The organism is Haloparvum alkalitolerans, assembly GCF_055381565.1.
Genome location: NZ_AP043938.1, coordinates 1,955,304 through 1,971,527, shown reverse-complemented (window position 1 = coordinate 1,971,527; position 16,224 = coordinate 1,955,304). Strand labels below are relative to the sequence as shown.

The window sequence follows — 16,224 nt, the reverse complement described above, 5'->3', positions numbered from 1 at the left end:
ACCGAGCGTGTCACGGGTGGACGTGAACGCTGCCGCCTCCCGCGAGTTCCGCCCGCACTCGGTCCCCGCCCCTCAGTCCGCGACCGCTTCCGCCTCGCCGGTCGCGGCGGTCGGGTCGCGGATCCAGAGGTCGCCGAAGAACTCGTCCTGTCGGAGTTCGACCCCGCCGCGGTGGGCCAGGAACAGCAGCGCGAGGAACGTCATGAACGAGCGGCCGCCGGCGTCGGCGACCTCCGCGAACAGGACCTCCTCGCGGCCCTTGCCGTACTGCTCGTCCAGCGCGGCGCGCACGTCCTCGATGACCTCCTCGATGTCCTCGTCGTGTGTGCCGCCGGTGACCTCCTCCTGGGTCGGCTCGTGCTCCCCGCGGAACTCGTCGCCGGCGCGGTAGTCGACGGTCTGCGTGCCGCGGTCGTACCCCTGCGGCGACTCCGAGGTGTCGTACTCGCGGGAGTCCTTCCACCACGTGCCGCGCTCGGCGTCCCGGAGTTCGCGGACCAACTCGTCCAGCGTCTCCGGCGACCCGCGGGTGCTCTTGCGCTCCAGCCGGCGGTCCATCTCCGCCTCCAGCTCCGAGACGGGATCGAAGTCGGCGTCGGGCGCGGGCTCGCCGCCCTCCATGGCGGCCTGCCACGGCTCCTGGTCGGGCTCGTCGTCCCCGTCGTCTTCCGCCATCATCTCGTCGCCCTTCATCCGCAGGAGGACGCTGGCGTAGAACAGCGCCCGCCCGGAGGTCCGGAGGTCCGTCGCGTCCAGCTTCTCGAGGAACGCGTCGGTCACCTGCACGATGTCGATGTCCCACGGCTCGATCTCGCCCTCCTCCGCGAGCTGGACCAGCAGCTCCACCGGCTCCACCTCGCCGTCGTCCGCGGCGTCCGGGTGCTCGATGTCCGGGACGGCCCCGGAGTCGGAGCCCTCCCCTGCCTCGACCGACTCGCCCTCCGCGGCGCCGGTCGCCGAAGCGCCGTTCTCGGCGGCAGCGTTCTCGGCACCTCCGTTCTCCGTGGGGGTGCCGAAGGCGGGACCGGTCGCGTCGTCGGCCGCGTCGCCGTCGTCATCGTCGTCGCGGTCGGAGAGGCTCACGTCCGGGACGTAGCCGTCAGTCATCGGCCGGCACCTCCTCGCCCTCGTCGTCGCCGTCGCCGCCGAACTGCATCCCGGTGACGGCCGAGACGTTGTCGCCCTGCATCGTCACGCCGATGGCGCGGTCGGCCCGCTCCAGCAGCGCGGAGCGGTGCCCGACGACGACGAACTGCGCCTCGTCGGAGAGCTCCTCGATCATCTCGCCGACGCGCTCGGCGTTGACCGCGTCGAGGAACGCGTCGATCTCGTCGAGCGCGTAGAACGGCGCCGGGTTGTGCCGCTGGATGGCGAAGATGAACGAGAGCGCGGTGAGCGACTTCTCGCCGCCGCTCATCGCGTCGAGCCGCTGGACCGGCTTGTCCGCTGGCTGGGCCTTCATCGTCAGCCCCTCCTCGAAGGGGTCCTCCGGGTTCTCTAAGACGAGTTCGCCCGTCCCCGCCGAGAGCCGCGAGAATATCTCCCGGAACTGCTCGTTGATCGAGTCGAACGCGTCCATGAACGTCTCCTTCTTCTGGGCCTCGTAGCTCTCGATGCGCTCCTCGATGGCGTCGCGCTCGGAGACGAGAGTGTCGCGGCGCTGCTGGAGGTCGTCCAGCTCCGCTTCCACCTCGTCGTACTCGTCGATGGCGAGCATGTTGACGGGTTCGAGCGCCTCCATCTTCCCCTCCAGCGTGGCGATCCGGCTCTCGACCTCGTCGTGGTCCGGGATCTCCTCGGGGTCGTACTCGCCGACCTGCGAGGCCAACTCGTCGACCTCCCACTCCAGCCGGTCCTGTCTGTCCTGCAGGTCCGCGAGCGTCGACTCGACCGCGTTCACTCGCTCCGTCTGCTCGTCGCGGGACTCCTTCGCGTCCGCCAGGTCCTCGCGGAGCGCCTCGCGCTCCTCCTTCAGCTCCGCGAGCTCCTCCTCCAGGTCCGCGATGGCCTCGCGTTTCTCCTCCAGCAGCTCCCGCTTGTCCGCGATCCGGTCCTCGCAGTCGGCGATGGTCCCCTCGGCGTCCGCCTTCCGGTTCTGCGCCTTCTCGACCGTCTCGTGGAGGTCGTCGACCGCGTCCTCCGCGTACTCCTTCTCCAACTGGAGCTCGTTGAGCCGGCCGTCGAGCTTGCTCTGTCTGTCCTCGAGGTCGTCGATCTCCTCGCGGATCTCGTCGGCCCGGTCGGACAGCTCCGGGATCCGGGAGTCCGCCAGCTCGCTCTCGAGCTCGTCTATCTCGGCTTCCAGCTCCGCCTGTTCGGCGTTCAACTCCTCGATGGCGTCGTCGATCGCGGCCATCTCCTCGTCGACCGCCTCGCGCTCCTCGCGGAGCGCCTCGAGTTCGTCCTCGAGCTCCTCGATGCGGTCCTGCTGGTCCGCGAGGTCCGCCTCCGCGCGCTCGATGTCCGACTCGACCGAGCGCACGCGGTCGGCCGCGTCGCTCTTCCGCTCGCGGGCGTCGTCGATGTCCGACTCCAGCTCGCGGATCTCGGCGTCGAGCGCCTGGCGCTCGTCCTCCAGCTCCGAGATCTCCTCGGCGAGCCGCTCCAGCTTGCCGCCGCCCGACTTCGTGAACGAGAAGCGCGAACCGCCGCCGGAACCGCCGGTCATCGCGCCCGACTTCTCCACGAGGTCGCCCTCCAGCGTCACCATGCGGTAGTCGCCCATCAGGTCGCGGGCGGTCCGCATGTCCTCAACGACCAGCGTCGACCCGAGCACGTACGAGAAGATCGACTCGTACTCGCTGTCGTAGTCGACGAGGTTGCGCGCGAAGTCGACCACGCCGGGCATCGAGGGCTTCCGCGGCAGGCTCCGGTCGTCCATCTCCGTGATGGGGAGGAACGTCGCCCGGCCCGCGTTCCGGCTCTTGAGGTGGTCGATACACGTCTCGCCGACGCCGTCGTCGTCCACGACGACGTTCGCGAGCCGACCGCCCGCGGCGGTCTCACACGCCTCCGCATACTCGGGGTCGACCGCGCCGAGTTCGCCGACCGCGCCGTGGACGCCGTCGACGCCGGCGTTCTTGATCGTCGTCACCGCGCGGGGCCAGGAGCTGTCGCCGCGCTGGTCGGCGTTCGCCTCCAGCTTCGCGTACTCGTTCTGCTTGCCACGCAGCGTCTCGTCGATCTCGTCGAGCCGCTCCTGCAGCTCCGCCTTCTCGGCGAACAGCTCCTCGACCGTCGACTCGATCGTCTCGCGGTTGCGCTCCGCCTTGTCGAGTTCGCCCTTCAGCTCCGAGATCCGCGCCTTCAGGTCCGGGATCGCCTCGTGGGCCTCCTCCAGCTCGGTCTGGGCCTCGCTCACCGCGTTCGAGCGGCGGCGCGCCTCGTCGAGCAGGCGGTCCTTCTCGCGCTGCTCCTCGTTCTTCTCGGACTTGACGGCCTCCAGCCGCTCCTTCCGCTCGGCGAGGTCGGCCTTCAGCTCGTCGTACTGCGTGTCGATGCCGTCGATCTCCGCCTGCACGTCCGCGAGCTCGGACCGCTTGTCCGCGATCTCCGCCTTCACGGAGGCCTTCTCGACTTTGACCTCCTTGATGTCGCCCTCGAGGTCGTCGATCGTCTCCTGCTTGCGGTCGATCTGGACGAACGCGTTCCGGCGCTCGGTCTCGGCCTCCTCGGCGCGCTCCTCCGCGTTCTCGATCTCGCCTTCGATGCGGGAGATGTCGCCTTTCACCTCCTCGATCTCGGACTTGATCGCGATCTGTTCGTCCTCGCCCTTGCTCTCGATCTCGTCGTTGAGTCGTGAGAGCTCCGTCTCCAGCCGGGTGACCTTCCCCTGCCGGGTGTCGAGTTCCTCCTGGAGCTCCGCGAGTTCGGCCTCCTTCTCGGCGATGTCGTCGGCGATCTCGCCGAGCGTCTCGCGCTTCTCCTCCAGCTCGGCCGCCTTGAGGTAGCCGCGGTACTGCTCGACCTCGTCGCGGTACTCCTGGTACTCCAGCGCGGTCTCGCGCTCGTCCGCGAGCCTGTCGAGGCGGTCCCGCTTCTCGCCGATCTTGAGGTCCGCCTCGCCGATCCGCTCCTCGACCGTCTCCATCTCCTCGAAGGCGGCCTCCTTCTTCGCGTCGAACTCCGCGACGCCGGCGATCTCGTCGATGATCCCCCGGCGCTGATACGGGGTCATGTTGATGATCTCGGTCACGTCGCCCTGCATGACGACGTTGTACCCCTCCGGCGTCACGCCGGCCTGCGCCAGCAGGTCCTGGATGTCCGAGAGGTTCACCGAGCGCTCGTTGAGGTAGTAGTAGGAGTAGTAGTTGTCCTCGGTGCGCTTGACGCGGCGCTTGATGGTGATCTCGTCCACGTCGCCGACGTTCTCGGAGCCGGCCGCGGAGACGACCTGGCTCCGCTCGAGCGCACGGTCCTCGTTGTCGAGGATCACCGTGACGGAGGCCTCGCTCGGCCCCTCGACCTCACCGTCGCCCTCGTGGCCGGGGTTGTAGATCAGGTCGGTCAGCTTCTCGGCGCGGATCCCGCGGGTGCGTGCCAGTCCGAGCGCGAACAGCACCGCGTCGATGATGTTCGACTTGCCCGAGCCGTTCGGGCCGGTGACGACCGTGAAGTCCTCGTAGAAGGGGATCCTCGTCGTCCGCCCGAAGCTCTTGAACTTGTCCAGAACGACTTCCTTGATGTGCATGCTGGCTGGCTGTGGGCGGCCCGCCGGTTACGCGACGATGATGTCGCCGTCCTCGGACTCGCCCTCGTCGGTCGCGTCTGCGTCCTCCGCGGCCTTACCCCCTTCGGCGTCGGCCGCGGCCCCGCCGTGGGCGCCGTCGGCGTCCGCCTCGCCGGTGGACTCGACGACCTCGACGCGGTCGTCGCTCTTCGTCGTGCGCTCGCTCGGGCCGGACTCGGCGGCCGTCGGTCCGGCCGCGGGCTGGTCCGTCTCCGACGCGGCCGGCTCGGCCGACGTAGTCGACGCGGCGGCCTCGCGTGCCTCGCGGGCCTCGGCGTCGTCCTCGAGCTGCCGGACGCGCTCTTTCATCTCCACGAGCTCCTCCGTCAGCCCGTTGACCGCGGCCTGCAGCTCGGCGACCTGCCCCTCGAGTTCCTCGACCCGATTGCTCATGGGCGCACTGGTCACGGGAGCGGTATAAATGTGTGTCAGACGGGCGTGTGACTGATTGGCACAGATGCGGGGGAAGCGCCCGGCGCGATCAGTCCAGGTACTCGCCCAGCAGGGGGTCGACGCGTTCGCGCGTCTCGGCCGGGATCGCCTCGCTCGGAGTGTTGATCGTGCCTTCGAGCGACGTGTGGGCCTCGCACTCGTGGTCGTCGGGCAGGGTCCGGACGGCCTCCTCGACGGCGGCCTTGATCGCGGCCTGATTCTGTTCCGCGTTCTCCAGCACCTCCTCTAAGGTCACCTCGCTGTCCGCCTTCCAGACGTCGTAGTCGGTGACGCCCGCGATGGTGGCGTAGGCCATCTCCGCCTCGCGAGCGAGTTTGGCCTCCGGGATGGCGGTCATCCCGACCACGTCCCACCCCTGCGCCCGGTAGAACTCCGACTCCGCGCGCGTCGAGTACTGCGGCCCCTCGATGCAGACGTAGGTGCCGCCCTTCACGACCTCGGTGTCGTCGTCGGTCGTGGCCTCGGCGGCGTCGGTGAGGTGGTCGACGAGCTCCGGGCTATAGGGGTCCGCGAACGGCTGGTGGACGACGACCCCGTCGCCGTAGAAGGAGAGCTCGCGGTGTTTCGTCCGGTCGTAGATCTGGTCGGGGACGACGAGCGTGCCCGGCTCCAGCTCCTCCTTCAGGCTGCCGACCGCGTTGGAGGCGAAGACGTGCGTCACGCCCGCCTGCTTCAGCGCGTACATGTTGGCGCGGTACGGCAGGTCCGTGGGCGAGGCGCCGTGGTTCGAGCCGTGCCGCGGGAGGAACGCGACCTCCTTGCCCGTGTCCGCGAACTCGCCGACCGTGACCGCGTCGGATGGCTCGCCGTAGGGGGTGTCGTACGCCTCCTCGCGCACGTCGTTCAGCGGGAGCGCCTCGTAGATCCCGCTGCCGCCGATGAAGCCGATCTTGCTCATGCCCCGACCTGCGGTCGCTCCGCACTTATAAGGACTGAACCGGGACGGCCGGCCTCCGCCCGCTGGGAGCCGGAGAGCAGGCATCAACAAGCGTCAACAGGTTTCACGACCGTTCTTAAGCCCCGGGGTGCTGACGGTCCGTAGTGCCCTCCGAACCCGACGTGGCGAGCCGCCTGACCGAGGGCGACCTCCTCGGGCCGATGGTCGCGCTCGCGTGGCCGATGGTCGTCATCCAGCTGCTGCAGGTGGCGTACAACGTCGCCGACACGGCGTTCCTTGGCGCCTACTCCGCGGACGCGGTCGCCGCGCTCAGCCTCGCGTTCCCCATCGTCTTCTTCCTGATCTCCATCGGCGGCGGCTTCACGGCCGCGGGCGCGATCCTGATCGCCCAGTACAGCGGGGCCGGCGCCGACCGCGACGCGGACCGCATCGCGGGGCAGACGCTCGTCTTCGTCACGCTCGTCGCGGTCGCGGTCGGCGCCATCGGCTACGTCGTCACGGACCCGATGCTCGCGCTGCTGCCGGCCGACGCCGCCACGCAGGAGCGGATCGTGCCGATGGCGTCGGCGTACATGCGGGTGTTCTTCCTCGGCACGCCGTTCCTGTTCGGCTTCTTCGTGTTCGTCTCGCTGATGCGCGGCTACGGCGACACGCGCACGCCGATGCGGGTGATGGTCGTCTCCGTCGCGGTCAACGTCGCGCTCGACCCCCTGCTGATCTTCGGGATCGGGCCGTTCCCCGCGCTGGACGTACAGGGGGCCGCGCTCGCGACGGTCTTCTCGCGGTTCGTGGCCACGGTTCTCGGCTTATACGTCCTGTTCGGCACCGGCGCCGGCCCGGACATCCGGCGGGAGGACCTGACCCTCAACCGGTCCGACGTCGGCGACATCGTCCGGCTCGGGGTCCCGAGCGCGGTCGAGCAGTCCGCCTCCTCGCTGGCGTTCATCGCGCTCACCGCGATCGTGGTGACGTTCTCGCCCCCGGTCGTGGCCGCCTACGGGCTCGGCAACCGGATCGTCTCGCTCGTGTTTCTGCCCGCGCTGGGGCTCTCGCAGGCGGTCGACACCGTCGTCGGGAAGAACCTCGGCGCCGAGCGTCCCGACCGCGCCGAGCGCGGGTCCCGGCTGGCGATGGCCGTCACCGCGGGGGTGATGGCGCTGCTCACCGCCGTCGTCTTCCTCGTGCCCGCGCCGATCGCCGGCGTGTTCCTCACCGCCGAGGGGACCGCCGACGCGCTGGCGTACAGCGTCGAGTACCTGCAGATCGCGGCGTTCATGTTCGTCCCCATGGGCGTCCTGCAGATCCTGCTGGGGACGTTCCGCGGCGCCGGCAACACCAAGACCGCGATGCTGTTCTCGGTGGCGACGCTGTGGGTCGTCCGCGTCCCCGCGACCTACCTGCTCGCGTTCACGCTCGGCTGGGCGGAGGACGGGATCTGGCTCGCGGTCGTGCTCGGCGACGTGGTCGGGTGCCTGCTCGCGCTGGCGTGGTACGGCCGCGGCACGTGGTCGGAGAAGTACGTCGACGAGACCGCGATCGAAGCCGGTAGCGGACCGACCGCCGACGAGTGAGGACGACCTCTCACGAAACGGCGACGGGGTGATCGTGGTGCTGATGCGCTGGGGGTGCGGTGCTGATACGGTCGGCGCGCGCGAGAAACGCGCGCGAGGTCGCCGGCGCGCTACCGCACGCCGGCTGCTCGAAAATCTTCGATTTTCGGTGGAGGCGGCGGCGCGGCCGCCTGCTGTGCGGTGCGGTTCGCGGCCGCGCCGCCGCCGAGGCTGGGGAGGCGTGAGGCTGCCGTACGGTTGCGGTGCGAAGCGGTACTGTGCGGGGCGGGACTGAAAGGGGCAGCCGGCTCGATCCGGCTGGGGCTTTCTGGGTGGTGCTGTTCCAAGCAGCAGGACCAGAACTGAGCACGGCAGCGGATGAGGGAGAGCCGGCCGAGACGTTCGGCCCGGCCCCCTCAGGCGAGCACGTTGCTGGCGAGCAGCCCCGCGGTGATCAGGAGCAGCACCGCGACCGCGGCGGCCCCGAAGAAGAAGGGCTTCGCGTCGTGGGCCGGTTCCCGGAGCTTGCCCTCGTCGACGCCCGACTCCACCTTGATCCCGGCGACCTCCACGAGGCCAGTAAGCACGACCCAGAGGCCGAGCATCGTCAGGACGAGGTGCCCGTTTCCGGTCCCCGTCAGCGTGCCCACGTCGTAGCGCGTGCCGGCCATGTGCCCGCCGGAGGCCAGGAACGCGACCGCGGAGACCCGGGTGATCCACCGCAGCCGGTCGACGATGCGCCCGAAGGCCTCGGAGCCGATGTCGCCCGCCGTCGCGGACGGGAGGATGGTCGCGACGACGAACAGGACGCTTCCGGTCCAGAGTGCGGCGAACGAGACGTGGATCGTCCACATCACGGCGTCGAGAACGGACATGGACCCGAATTCGGCCGCCACCACCTTATAAGGGGCGACACCGGGGAGGGTCGCCGGCTGTCCGGCGGCCGAACCGGGACGCGGCGTGGTCGGTCCGACCGCCGCCGGCTTTTAAATACCCGCCTGTCCTAAGTGTCGCCGATGGCGCTACTGCAGAAACTCAAGGAGAAACTCGGAATCGGCGGCTCCGGCGACGAGCCGGCCCGGAGCGACACGGAGGTGACCGTCGAGCACGAGCCCGACGAGGAGTCCGACTCGACGGACGGAGACGGCTCCGGCGACGAACCGGTCGCGACCGAGACGGACGCGGCCGCCTCGACCGAATCGCTCGTCGACGAGGAGGACGCCGCCGCGGATCCGGCCGAGGCGGCCGAGCCCGCGGAGGCGGCCGGCCCCGAATCGGAGGACGTGGAAGTCGACGAGGACGTCGACGAGGTGGGCGGCACCGCCGTCGACTCCGTCAAGGGGATCGGTCCGGCGTACGCCGACCGCCTCTCGAACATCGGCATCGAGACCGTGGCCGACCTGGCCGACGCCGACCCGGCCGAGGTCGCCGAGGGCGCGAACGTCGGCGAGAACCGCGCAGCGACGTGGATCGAGCGGGCCCAGGAGTTCTGAGGCGCCGCGTCGTCGCCGGACACCACAACTGTTTCACGCGCCGGCGACGACCTTCCCTCAACGATGACCCACACCGTCCGGACGGACCGGGCCGCCTTCCGCGAGACGGCGGCCGCGGCCCCGAGCGGCGCCCGCGTCCCCGTCGAGGTCCGGACGACGGTCGCGGACCCCTTCGACGCCTACCGGCGGGCCCGGGACGGCCCCGGCGGCGCGTTCCTGGAGACCACGGGCGGCCAGACCGGCTGGGGGTACTTCGGCGTCGACCCCGCCGAGCGGCTGCGCGTCGGTCCGAACGCGGTCGTCCGCGAGTCCGACCCGGACGCCGGAACCGGCGACTACCGACGGGACTCCCCGACGCTCGCGGCGCTCGACGGCCTGCTGGCCGGCGAGGCCCTCGCCCGCGGCGACTGCGACGTGCCGTACCCCTGCGGGGTCCTCGGGTGGCTCTCCTACGACGCCGCCCGCGAACTGGAGACGTTCCCGGACGAGGGCGCGGTCGACGACCGGGACCTCCCCCGACTCGACGCCGCGGTGTTCGACCGGCTCGCAGCGTGGGAGTGTCCGGTCCCCGACGAGGGGGCGGTGACGCTCCGGATCACGGTCTGTCCGCGCGTTTCCGCCGAGCGAGCGGCCGACGCCGAGCGAGCGGACCACGACGCGCTGTACGACGCGGCCGTTTCGCGGGCGGTCGACCTCGTGGAGCGGATCGAAACGGGCGGTCCGGAGGCCGGCCCGGCACCGGAACCTGATTCGGAGAACGCGACCTTTCGGAGCGAGTCGGGCCGCGAGACGTACGCGGACGCGGTCCGTCGCGTCAAGGCGCACGTCCGCGACGGCGACACGTTCCAGGCGAACGTCTCCCAGCGCCTCGTCGCCCCCGCGGCGGTCCATCCGGTCGACGCCTACGACGCGCTTCGGGACGTGAACCCCGCGCCCTACTCGGGCCTGCTGGAGTTCGCGCGGCCGAGCGCGGGAGAAAACAGCGGCCGCGGCGCCGCCGACAGCGGCGTCGACCTCGTGAGCGCCAGCCCGGAGCTCCTGCTCGACCGCGACGGCGACCGACTCGCGACGGAGCCCATCGCGGGCACGCGACCGCGCGGCGAGACGCCGGCGGCGGACGCGGCGCTGGAGGCCGAGCTGACCGGCGACGAGAAGGAGCGCGCCGAGCACGCCATGCTCGTGGACCTCGAACGCAACGACCTCGGAAAGGTCAGCCGGTTCGGAACCGTCGAGGTGGCCGAATACCGCCGCGTCGACCGGTACAGCGAGGTGATGCACCTCGTCTCGCTGGTGGAGGGGCGCGCCCGCTCGGACGTGACGCTCGCGGACGCGGTCGCTGCCTGCTTCCCCGGCGGCACCATCACGGGCGCGCCCAAGCCCAGAACGATGGAGATAATCGACGAGGTGGAGCCGACGCGCAGAGGCCCCTACACCGGTTCGATGGGCGTCTTCGGGTTCGACGGGCGCGCGACGCTGAACATCGTGATCAGGACGCTGGTCAGACACGCCGACGAGTACCACCTCCGCGTCGGCGCGGGCATCGTCGACGACTCGGACCCCGACGCGGAGTACGAGGAGACGCTGGCGAAGGGGCGCGCGCTCGTGACCGCCATCGACGAGGCGCTCGCCGCGGCGGACCTGCGCGTGGACGCGGCCGGCGACGCCGAGGGCGCGGTTGGGGGCTCGGAGACCCGCGGCGACCAGGAGGCGGGCGATGACTGACGCGAGCGCGAGGCCGAAAGAAGACGGCCCCACGGCCGCCGCGGGCTGGCGGCCCGGTGCGGGCGACTCCGAGGCGCGGATCCTCGTGATAGACAACTACGACTCGTTCGTCTACAACCTCGTCCAGTACGTGGGAGCGGTCGCGGGCGCGGTGGCGGTCCGGCGCAACGACGCGGTCGACAGCGCCGGGATCTGCGAGATGGACCCCGACGGCGTCGTCGTCTCGCCCGGACCGGGAACGCCGCGGGAGGCCGGCGTCTCGATGGACGTGTGGGAGCTCGACCGCCCCGTCCTCGGCGTCTGCCTCGGTCACCAGGCGCTCTGTGCCTCTCTCGGCGCTCCGGTCGGCCACGCCCCGGAGGTGGTCCACGGCAAGCCCTCGACGATCAGCCACGACGGGACCGGCGTCTTCGCCGGCCTGCCGGACCGGCTCTCGGTCGGCCGCTATCACTCGCTGTGCGTCGAACGCGAGGACCTCCCGACCGACCTGATCGAGACCGCCCGGACCGAGGACGAGCGCGAGGTGGTGATGGGCGTCCGGCACCGCGAGAAGCCGCACGTCGGCGTGCAGTTCCACCCCGAGAGCATCCTCACCGACGCGGGCGAGCGGATGGTCGCGAACTTCGTGGCGACCTGCGAGACGTGGGGGGCGGCGTCCCGATGAGCTCCCCCGACGACCTCCTGTACCACGTCGACGGCGCCCTCGTTCCGGCCGACGAAGCGACCGTGAACGTCCGGGACCGCGGGTTCATGTACGGCGACGCGGCCTTCGAGACGATGCGCGCGTACGGCGGCGAGGTCTTTCGGTGGGACGCGCACGCCGACCGCCTCCGCGGCACCTGCGAGACGCTCCAACTCGACCACGGGCTCGCCGACGCAGACCTGAAAGCCCGGGTCGACGAGACGCTCGCGGCCAACGACCTCGCGGACGCCTCCGTGAAGCTCTCCGTCTCGCGGGGCGTCCAGCCCGGCAAGTTGGACCCCGACCCCGCAGTCGACCCCACCGTCGTCGTCTACGTCTCGCCGCTTCCCCGAGGCGGCACCGCCCCCGAGGCGGAGCCGGTCTGGGACGGCCCCGCCGCGCTCCAGACGGTCAGGACCCAGCGCGTGCCCGACCGCGCCATCCCGGCGGACGCGAAGACGCACAACTACCTCAACGGGATCCTCGCGCGCCTCGAACTCCGCGCCTCGGACGCCGACGAGGCGATGCTCCGCGACGCCGAGGGGTACGTCGCGGAAGGCGCCACGTCGAACCTGTTTCTGGTCGACGACGGCGGACTGGGAACCCCCTCGATCGACGGGCCGGTACTGCCCGGAATCACGCGGGACACCGTGCTGGACCTCGCGGCCGAGGAGGGGATTCCGGTCGAGGAGGGGCGGATAACGCCCGCAGACGTGCGCGACGCCGACGAGGTCTTCCTGACCAACTCGACGTGGGAGGTCCGGCCGGTCGCGACCGTCGACGGGGTGGACGTGACGCCCGGCGACGCGACGCCCGGCGACGCGACGCCCGGCGACGCGACGCCCGGCGACGCGACGCCCGGCGACGCGACGCCCAAAAACGCCGACCGCGCCGCCGGTCCCCTGACGACGCTGCTCTCGCGCCTGTACGCGCGGCGCGTGGAGCGAACGCACTACGGAGACGGCCGGTAGTGACGGATGCGGTCGGCGCGCGCGAGTAACGCGCGCGAGGTCGCCGGCGCGCTACCGCACGCCGGCTGCTCGAAAATCTTCGATTTTCGGTGGAGGCGGCGGCGCGGCCGCCTGCTGTGCGGTTCCGCGGCCGCGCCGCCGCCGAGGCTGGGGAGATGCGAGGCGCCGGTGCGGTTGCAGTGCGGTTGCGGTGCTGGGCGGGTGCGGTGCGGGGGTAGGTGCGGTGCGGGGCGGTTGCGGTGCGATTGCGGTGCTGGGCGGTTGCGATGCGATTGCGATGCTGGACGGGGCAGGACTGAACGGGACACCCGGTTCGGCCCCGCCCGACCCGTCTCCTGAAACCCGACCCGGTCGAGCCGGCTGGGGCTTTCGAGGTGATCCTGGCCCGAGCAGCGGCACCGACAGCAGCCGCAAAAACCCACAAGTGACAGAAAACAGGCGGCGACACGCCGCCCCGCTCAGTACCGCGGTCAGTCGTTCACGCCGTCGTTCGGCGGATCCGCCGCGTCCGAGGCGCCGTCGATGTCGAGCGCCATCGAGGGGTACCAGCCGGCCACCGCGGGCAGGTAGACGCCGAGGAAGCGGTCGACGAGCACGACCGACACCGCGGCCGCCTCGGGGACGCCGAGCGCGACGAACACCACCGTCGTCGTCGCCTCGGTGACGCCGATGCCGCCGGGCGTCAGCGGCAGCAGGGTGACGCTGTAGGCGGCGACCAGGTACAGCGGCAGCAGGGCCGCGGGCTCGAAGGGCGCGCCGAACGCCGCGAGCAGGACCAGCACGCGGAGGCCGGGCGCGAGCACCGAGAAGACGGTCCAGCCGGCGGCGTACCGCCCCCAGAGGCCGGGGTCGACCGCGAGCCGGCGGAACGAGGCGCTCGCGGCTGCGGTGAACTCCCGCAGCCCCGCGACGCGCTCCGCGGCCGCGGCGCCGACCCGCGGAAGCCGCCCCGCCAGCGCCGCGAGCGCGTCCACGAGGCGGTCGAGCAGCGGGAGATTGATGCCGGCCAGAAGCACCGCACCGCCGGCCGCGAGGTAGAGCCCGGTCGAAAGCGCGAGCAGCGACAGGATCCCGGGCGAGAGCCGCGGCGCGGCGGCCGCCACGCCGACCGCGGCCGCGACCCCGTACAGCACCGCGTAGATCCCGGTGTGAACGCCCGAAACCGAGGCGCCGTCGGCGTAGGACATCCCGGTCCGGCTCCGCAGGACGAACGGCGCCGCCACGCGCCCGGAGAGCCGCGAGGGGAGCAACTGGTTGAGGAAGTAGACGGTGAGGTCGACGCTCGCGGCCGCGCGGAACGACGCCGCGCCGACCCGCGCCATCAGCACCTGCCAGGTGTAGAAGCGCGCAAGCAGGCCGACGACCGAGACGCCGAGCACGACCGCGATCTCGGCGGGACCGAGGCGCCCGAGGAGGCCGAGCACCTCGCCGAACCGCACCTGCGTCGACACCCACCCGAGCGCCGCGATCCCGAGTCCGTACTGGAGCGCGGCGACCGCCAGATCGCGGGGGGAGCGGTCCGCCACACTACGCCCCTCCGTCGGGCGGTTCCGGCTCCCCACCGTCACCCAGTCCGGCGTCCGCGAGCACGTCCTCGCAGGCGACGAACGAGAACTCCGTCGAGAGGATGCGCTCGACCGCGCGCCGCATCCAGTCGCCGGTCCTGGCGTACACTCGCTTCGGAACGCCCTCGACGTCCGGGAGGTCGACGAACTCCCACGGGTGGACGTACAGCACGGGGGCGATCCCCCGACGCGCGAGCAGGCGCATCCCGAGGGTCGTGTACCGGACGCCGAAGAAGCGCAGCCACGTCCCCGTCAGCGGGAGCCCGATACCGGGAAACACCGCGGTCGGCACCTCCGCGAGGCCGGCCGGCGCGGTCGGGTCGACCGCGGTCGCGGGCGCGGGCCGGTGGAGGTCGTACTCGCCGCCGTACCAGCCGGGAATCGCGCGACAGGAGACGACGCTCGCGTCGTAGGCGTAGCCCGCCGCGTCGAGCGCCGCGAAGTGGTCGTCCCCGAAGTCGAACGCCGGCGCGCGAAAGCCCGCGACCGACGCGCCAGTGACGGTCTCGAGCCGCTCCTTCGACCGGACGAGTTCCTCGCGGCGCTCGTCGGGCGAGAGGTCGGTCAGCAGTCGGTGCGTGTGTGTGTGCGAGCCCACCTCGTGGCCGGCGTCGACGAACGCGCCGACGGCGCCGGGATGCTCCTCGGCCACCTCGGAGACGACGAACGCCGTCGTCCGGGCGTCGTGGCGCGCGAACGCCTCCCGCAAAAACCGTGCGCCCGCCAGCCCGACGCTCGGGTCGTCGAGCGTCCCCGAGGCGTTCCTGTACGCGGGCGTGTGACGGAACAGCTCCACGTCGACCGAGAGGACGGCGCGGCGCGCGTCGCTCGGCCCGCCGCCGCGGCCCCCGTCACTCATGGTCGTCGGGGTCATCGCTGTCGCCGCGACCCCCGGCCGCTTCCAGTTCGGCGTCCAGCAGGCTCAGGCGCTCGTTCAGCCGGGAGACGCGGTCGTACAGTTTCCCGATGCGGTTGAGCAGGTAGATGACCAGCGCGAACAGCGTCAGGTTCGAGACGACGAGGATGGCTCGTGCGCGCAACTCCAGTCCGAGCAGGCGCGCCACGAAGTCGAACGCGCCCGGGAACAGCGCCACGAAGACGAGTCCGCCCCCCACCGCGACCGAGAGGACGAACACCGCGACCGCCTCCCGGCCCTTCCGCACGAGGAAGTAGCCGTTCGCGAGGAACAGCAGGCCGACGAGCAGCGAGACGACGTTGACCAGCGAGTAGTCGAACGTACCGAGCACCGCCGGAGCACCGGCGGTGACGGGAGCGTCGAGCGTGACGAGAGCGCCGGTCGTTGCGAGTGTGTCGATCATGGGAGTCACCGGAACAGGAGGACGCGCAACACCACGTCGGTCATGCGGAGCGGGTAGAGGACGAACGTGTCCAGCGTGAACTGCGAGTCGCCCTCCTCGCGGGTCGGCATCGCGACCGACACCTCCGTGATGCGCTGGTCGCGCTTCGCCGCGTCGAGCGTCTGCTCGACCGCCCAGTGTCTGTCCGAGCGGTGGAGGATCTCGGCCAGCGCGTCGACGCGGTAGACGCGGAAGCCGCTGGTCACGTCCGTGATGTCGACGCCGCCGAGCACGTTCACGACGGTCGTGAAGAAGCTGATCCCGAGCCGCCGGACGAAGCCGTACTCCTCGAAGCTCTCGTTGAGGTACCGGCTGGCGATCACCATATCCGCGTCCTCGGCCGCCTCCAGCAGGCGCGGGATGTGGGCCGGGTCGTGTTGGCCGTCCCCGTCGACCTGCACCACGAGGTCGTAGTCGTTGCGGATCGCGTACTGGTAGCCGGTCCTGACCGCGCCGCCGACGCCCGTGTTGAACACGTGCTCGACGACGGTCGCGCCGTGGTCGCGCGCGACCGCGGCGGTCGCGTCGCTGGAGCCGTCGTCGACGACGACGACCTCGTCGACGTGTTCGCTCGTGCCCTCGATCACGGGGCCGACCGTCTCGGCCTCGTTGTACGCGGGGAGGACGGCTACGGTTCGCACGTGCCCGAGAGAACCCGCGGCCCGCACTTATGAATGTCGTTCGCCCGAGGGCGTCGCGGCCGGGCGGCGAGGGCGCCACGGCCGGCCGGAGAGGGCGCCGACGCCGGAGCGCCGTTCGCGCGCACGACGAAAGCGACTTGTGAGTCGGCCGGGACCGTCCCG

General features: G+C 71.3%; 14 protein-coding genes. 5 read left to right on the top strand and 9 right to left on the bottom strand.

Features of this window, described 5'->3' with window-relative positions; genetic code table 11:
• Window positions 1–72: 72 nt before the first annotated feature.
• The 4 genes from ACZ432_RS12100 to mtnP form a co-directional block, all read right to left on the bottom strand.
• Window positions 73–1,107 carry a segregation/condensation protein A gene (locus tag ACZ432_RS12100; RefSeq protein ID WP_426962174.1) on the bottom strand — a complete coding sequence of 345 codons (1,035 nt, stop codon included), beginning with the start codon at window positions 1,105–1,107 and terminating at the stop codon, window positions 73–75.
• Window positions 1,100–4,690 carry a chromosome segregation protein SMC gene (smc, locus tag ACZ432_RS12095; RefSeq protein ID WP_426962175.1) on the bottom strand — a complete coding sequence of 1,197 codons (3,591 nt, stop codon included), beginning with the start codon at window positions 4,688–4,690 and terminating at the stop codon, window positions 1,100–1,102. The genes ACZ432_RS12100 and smc overlap by 8 nt, the downstream gene beginning before the upstream one ends.
• 27 nt (window positions 4,691–4,717) lie before the next feature.
• Window positions 4,718–5,122, bottom strand: a complete 405-nt coding sequence (locus ACZ432_RS12090) for a DUF7518 family protein (protein ID WP_426962176.1) — start codon at window positions 5,120–5,122, stop codon at window positions 4,718–4,720.
• An 88-nt stretch (window positions 5,123–5,210) separates the two neighbouring features.
• A complete protein-coding gene (mtnP, locus tag ACZ432_RS12085) occupies window positions 5,211–6,080 on the bottom strand; it encodes an S-methyl-5'-thioadenosine phosphorylase (RefSeq protein ID WP_426962177.1) in 870 nt (289 codons plus the stop codon).
• A 200-nt stretch (window positions 6,081–6,280) separates the two neighbouring features.
• Here mtnP and ACZ432_RS12080 point away from each other — a divergent pair, with 200 nt between their 5' ends.
• The gene (locus tag ACZ432_RS12080) at window positions 6,281–7,651 is read left to right on the top strand and encodes an MATE family efflux transporter (RefSeq protein ID WP_426962407.1); all 1,371 of its coding nucleotides are present in this window, start codon (window positions 6,281–6,283) and stop codon (window positions 7,649–7,651) included.
• Window positions 7,652–8,046: 395 nt separating this feature from the next.
• Here ACZ432_RS12080 and ACZ432_RS12075 read toward each other — a convergent pair whose 3' ends face one another.
• Entirely contained in the window at window positions 8,047–8,505 is a 459-nt protein-coding gene (locus ACZ432_RS12075) for a transporter (protein ID WP_426962178.1), read from the bottom strand.
• A gap of 141 nt (window positions 8,506–8,646) precedes the next feature.
• Here ACZ432_RS12075 and ACZ432_RS12070 point away from each other — a divergent pair, with 141 nt between their 5' ends.
• The 4 genes from ACZ432_RS12070 to ACZ432_RS12055 all read left to right on the top strand — a co-directional run bounded on the left by ACZ432_RS12070 (window position 8,647) and on the right by ACZ432_RS12055 (window position 12,498).
• Entirely contained in the window at window positions 8,647–9,123 is a 477-nt protein-coding gene (locus ACZ432_RS12070; protein ID WP_426962179.1) for a helix-hairpin-helix domain-containing protein, read from the top strand.
• 63 nt (window positions 9,124–9,186) lie between these two features.
• A complete protein-coding gene (locus ACZ432_RS12065) occupies window positions 9,187–10,845 on the top strand; it encodes an anthranilate synthase component I family protein (protein WP_426962180.1) in 1,659 nt (552 codons plus the stop codon).
• A complete protein-coding gene (locus ACZ432_RS12060; protein ID WP_426962181.1) occupies window positions 10,838–11,509 on the top strand; it encodes an anthranilate synthase component II in 672 nt (223 codons plus the stop codon). The genes ACZ432_RS12065 and ACZ432_RS12060 overlap by 8 nt, the downstream gene beginning before the upstream one ends.
• On the top strand, window positions 11,506–12,498 hold the full coding sequence (locus tag ACZ432_RS12055; protein WP_426962182.1) for an aminotransferase class IV: 993 nt from the start codon (window positions 11,506–11,508) through the stop codon (window positions 12,496–12,498). Before ACZ432_RS12060 ends, ACZ432_RS12055 begins: the two co-directional genes overlap by 4 nt.
• A 470-nt stretch (window positions 12,499–12,968) precedes the next feature.
• Here the strand turns inward: ACZ432_RS12055 and ACZ432_RS12050 are convergent, their stop codons facing one another.
• The 4 genes from ACZ432_RS12050 to ACZ432_RS12035 are packed head-to-tail and all read right to left on the bottom strand — an operon-like array spanning window position 12,969 to window position 16,062.
• Window positions 12,969–14,024, bottom strand: a complete 1,056-nt coding sequence (locus tag ACZ432_RS12050) for a lysylphosphatidylglycerol synthase transmembrane domain-containing protein (RefSeq protein ID WP_426962183.1) — start codon at window positions 14,022–14,024, stop codon at window positions 12,969–12,971.
• A 1-nt stretch (window position 14,025) separates the two neighbouring features.
• Window positions 14,026–14,922, bottom strand: coding sequence for a polysaccharide deacetylase family protein (locus ACZ432_RS12045; RefSeq protein WP_426962184.1), 897 nt, complete (start codon window positions 14,920–14,922; stop codon window positions 14,026–14,028).
• Window positions 14,915–15,382 (bottom strand): DUF2304 domain-containing protein, encoded by a 468-nt coding sequence (locus ACZ432_RS12040; protein WP_426962185.1) that lies wholly within the window; start codon window positions 15,380–15,382, stop codon window positions 14,915–14,917. Before ACZ432_RS12040 ends, ACZ432_RS12045 begins: the two co-directional genes overlap by 8 nt.
• Before the next feature lie 5 nt (window positions 15,383–15,387).
• Window positions 15,388–16,062 (bottom strand): glycosyltransferase family 2 protein, encoded by a 675-nt coding sequence (locus ACZ432_RS12035; protein ID WP_426962186.1) that lies wholly within the window; start codon window positions 16,060–16,062, stop codon window positions 15,388–15,390.
• Between the last annotated feature and the right edge of the window lie 162 nt (window positions 16,063–16,224).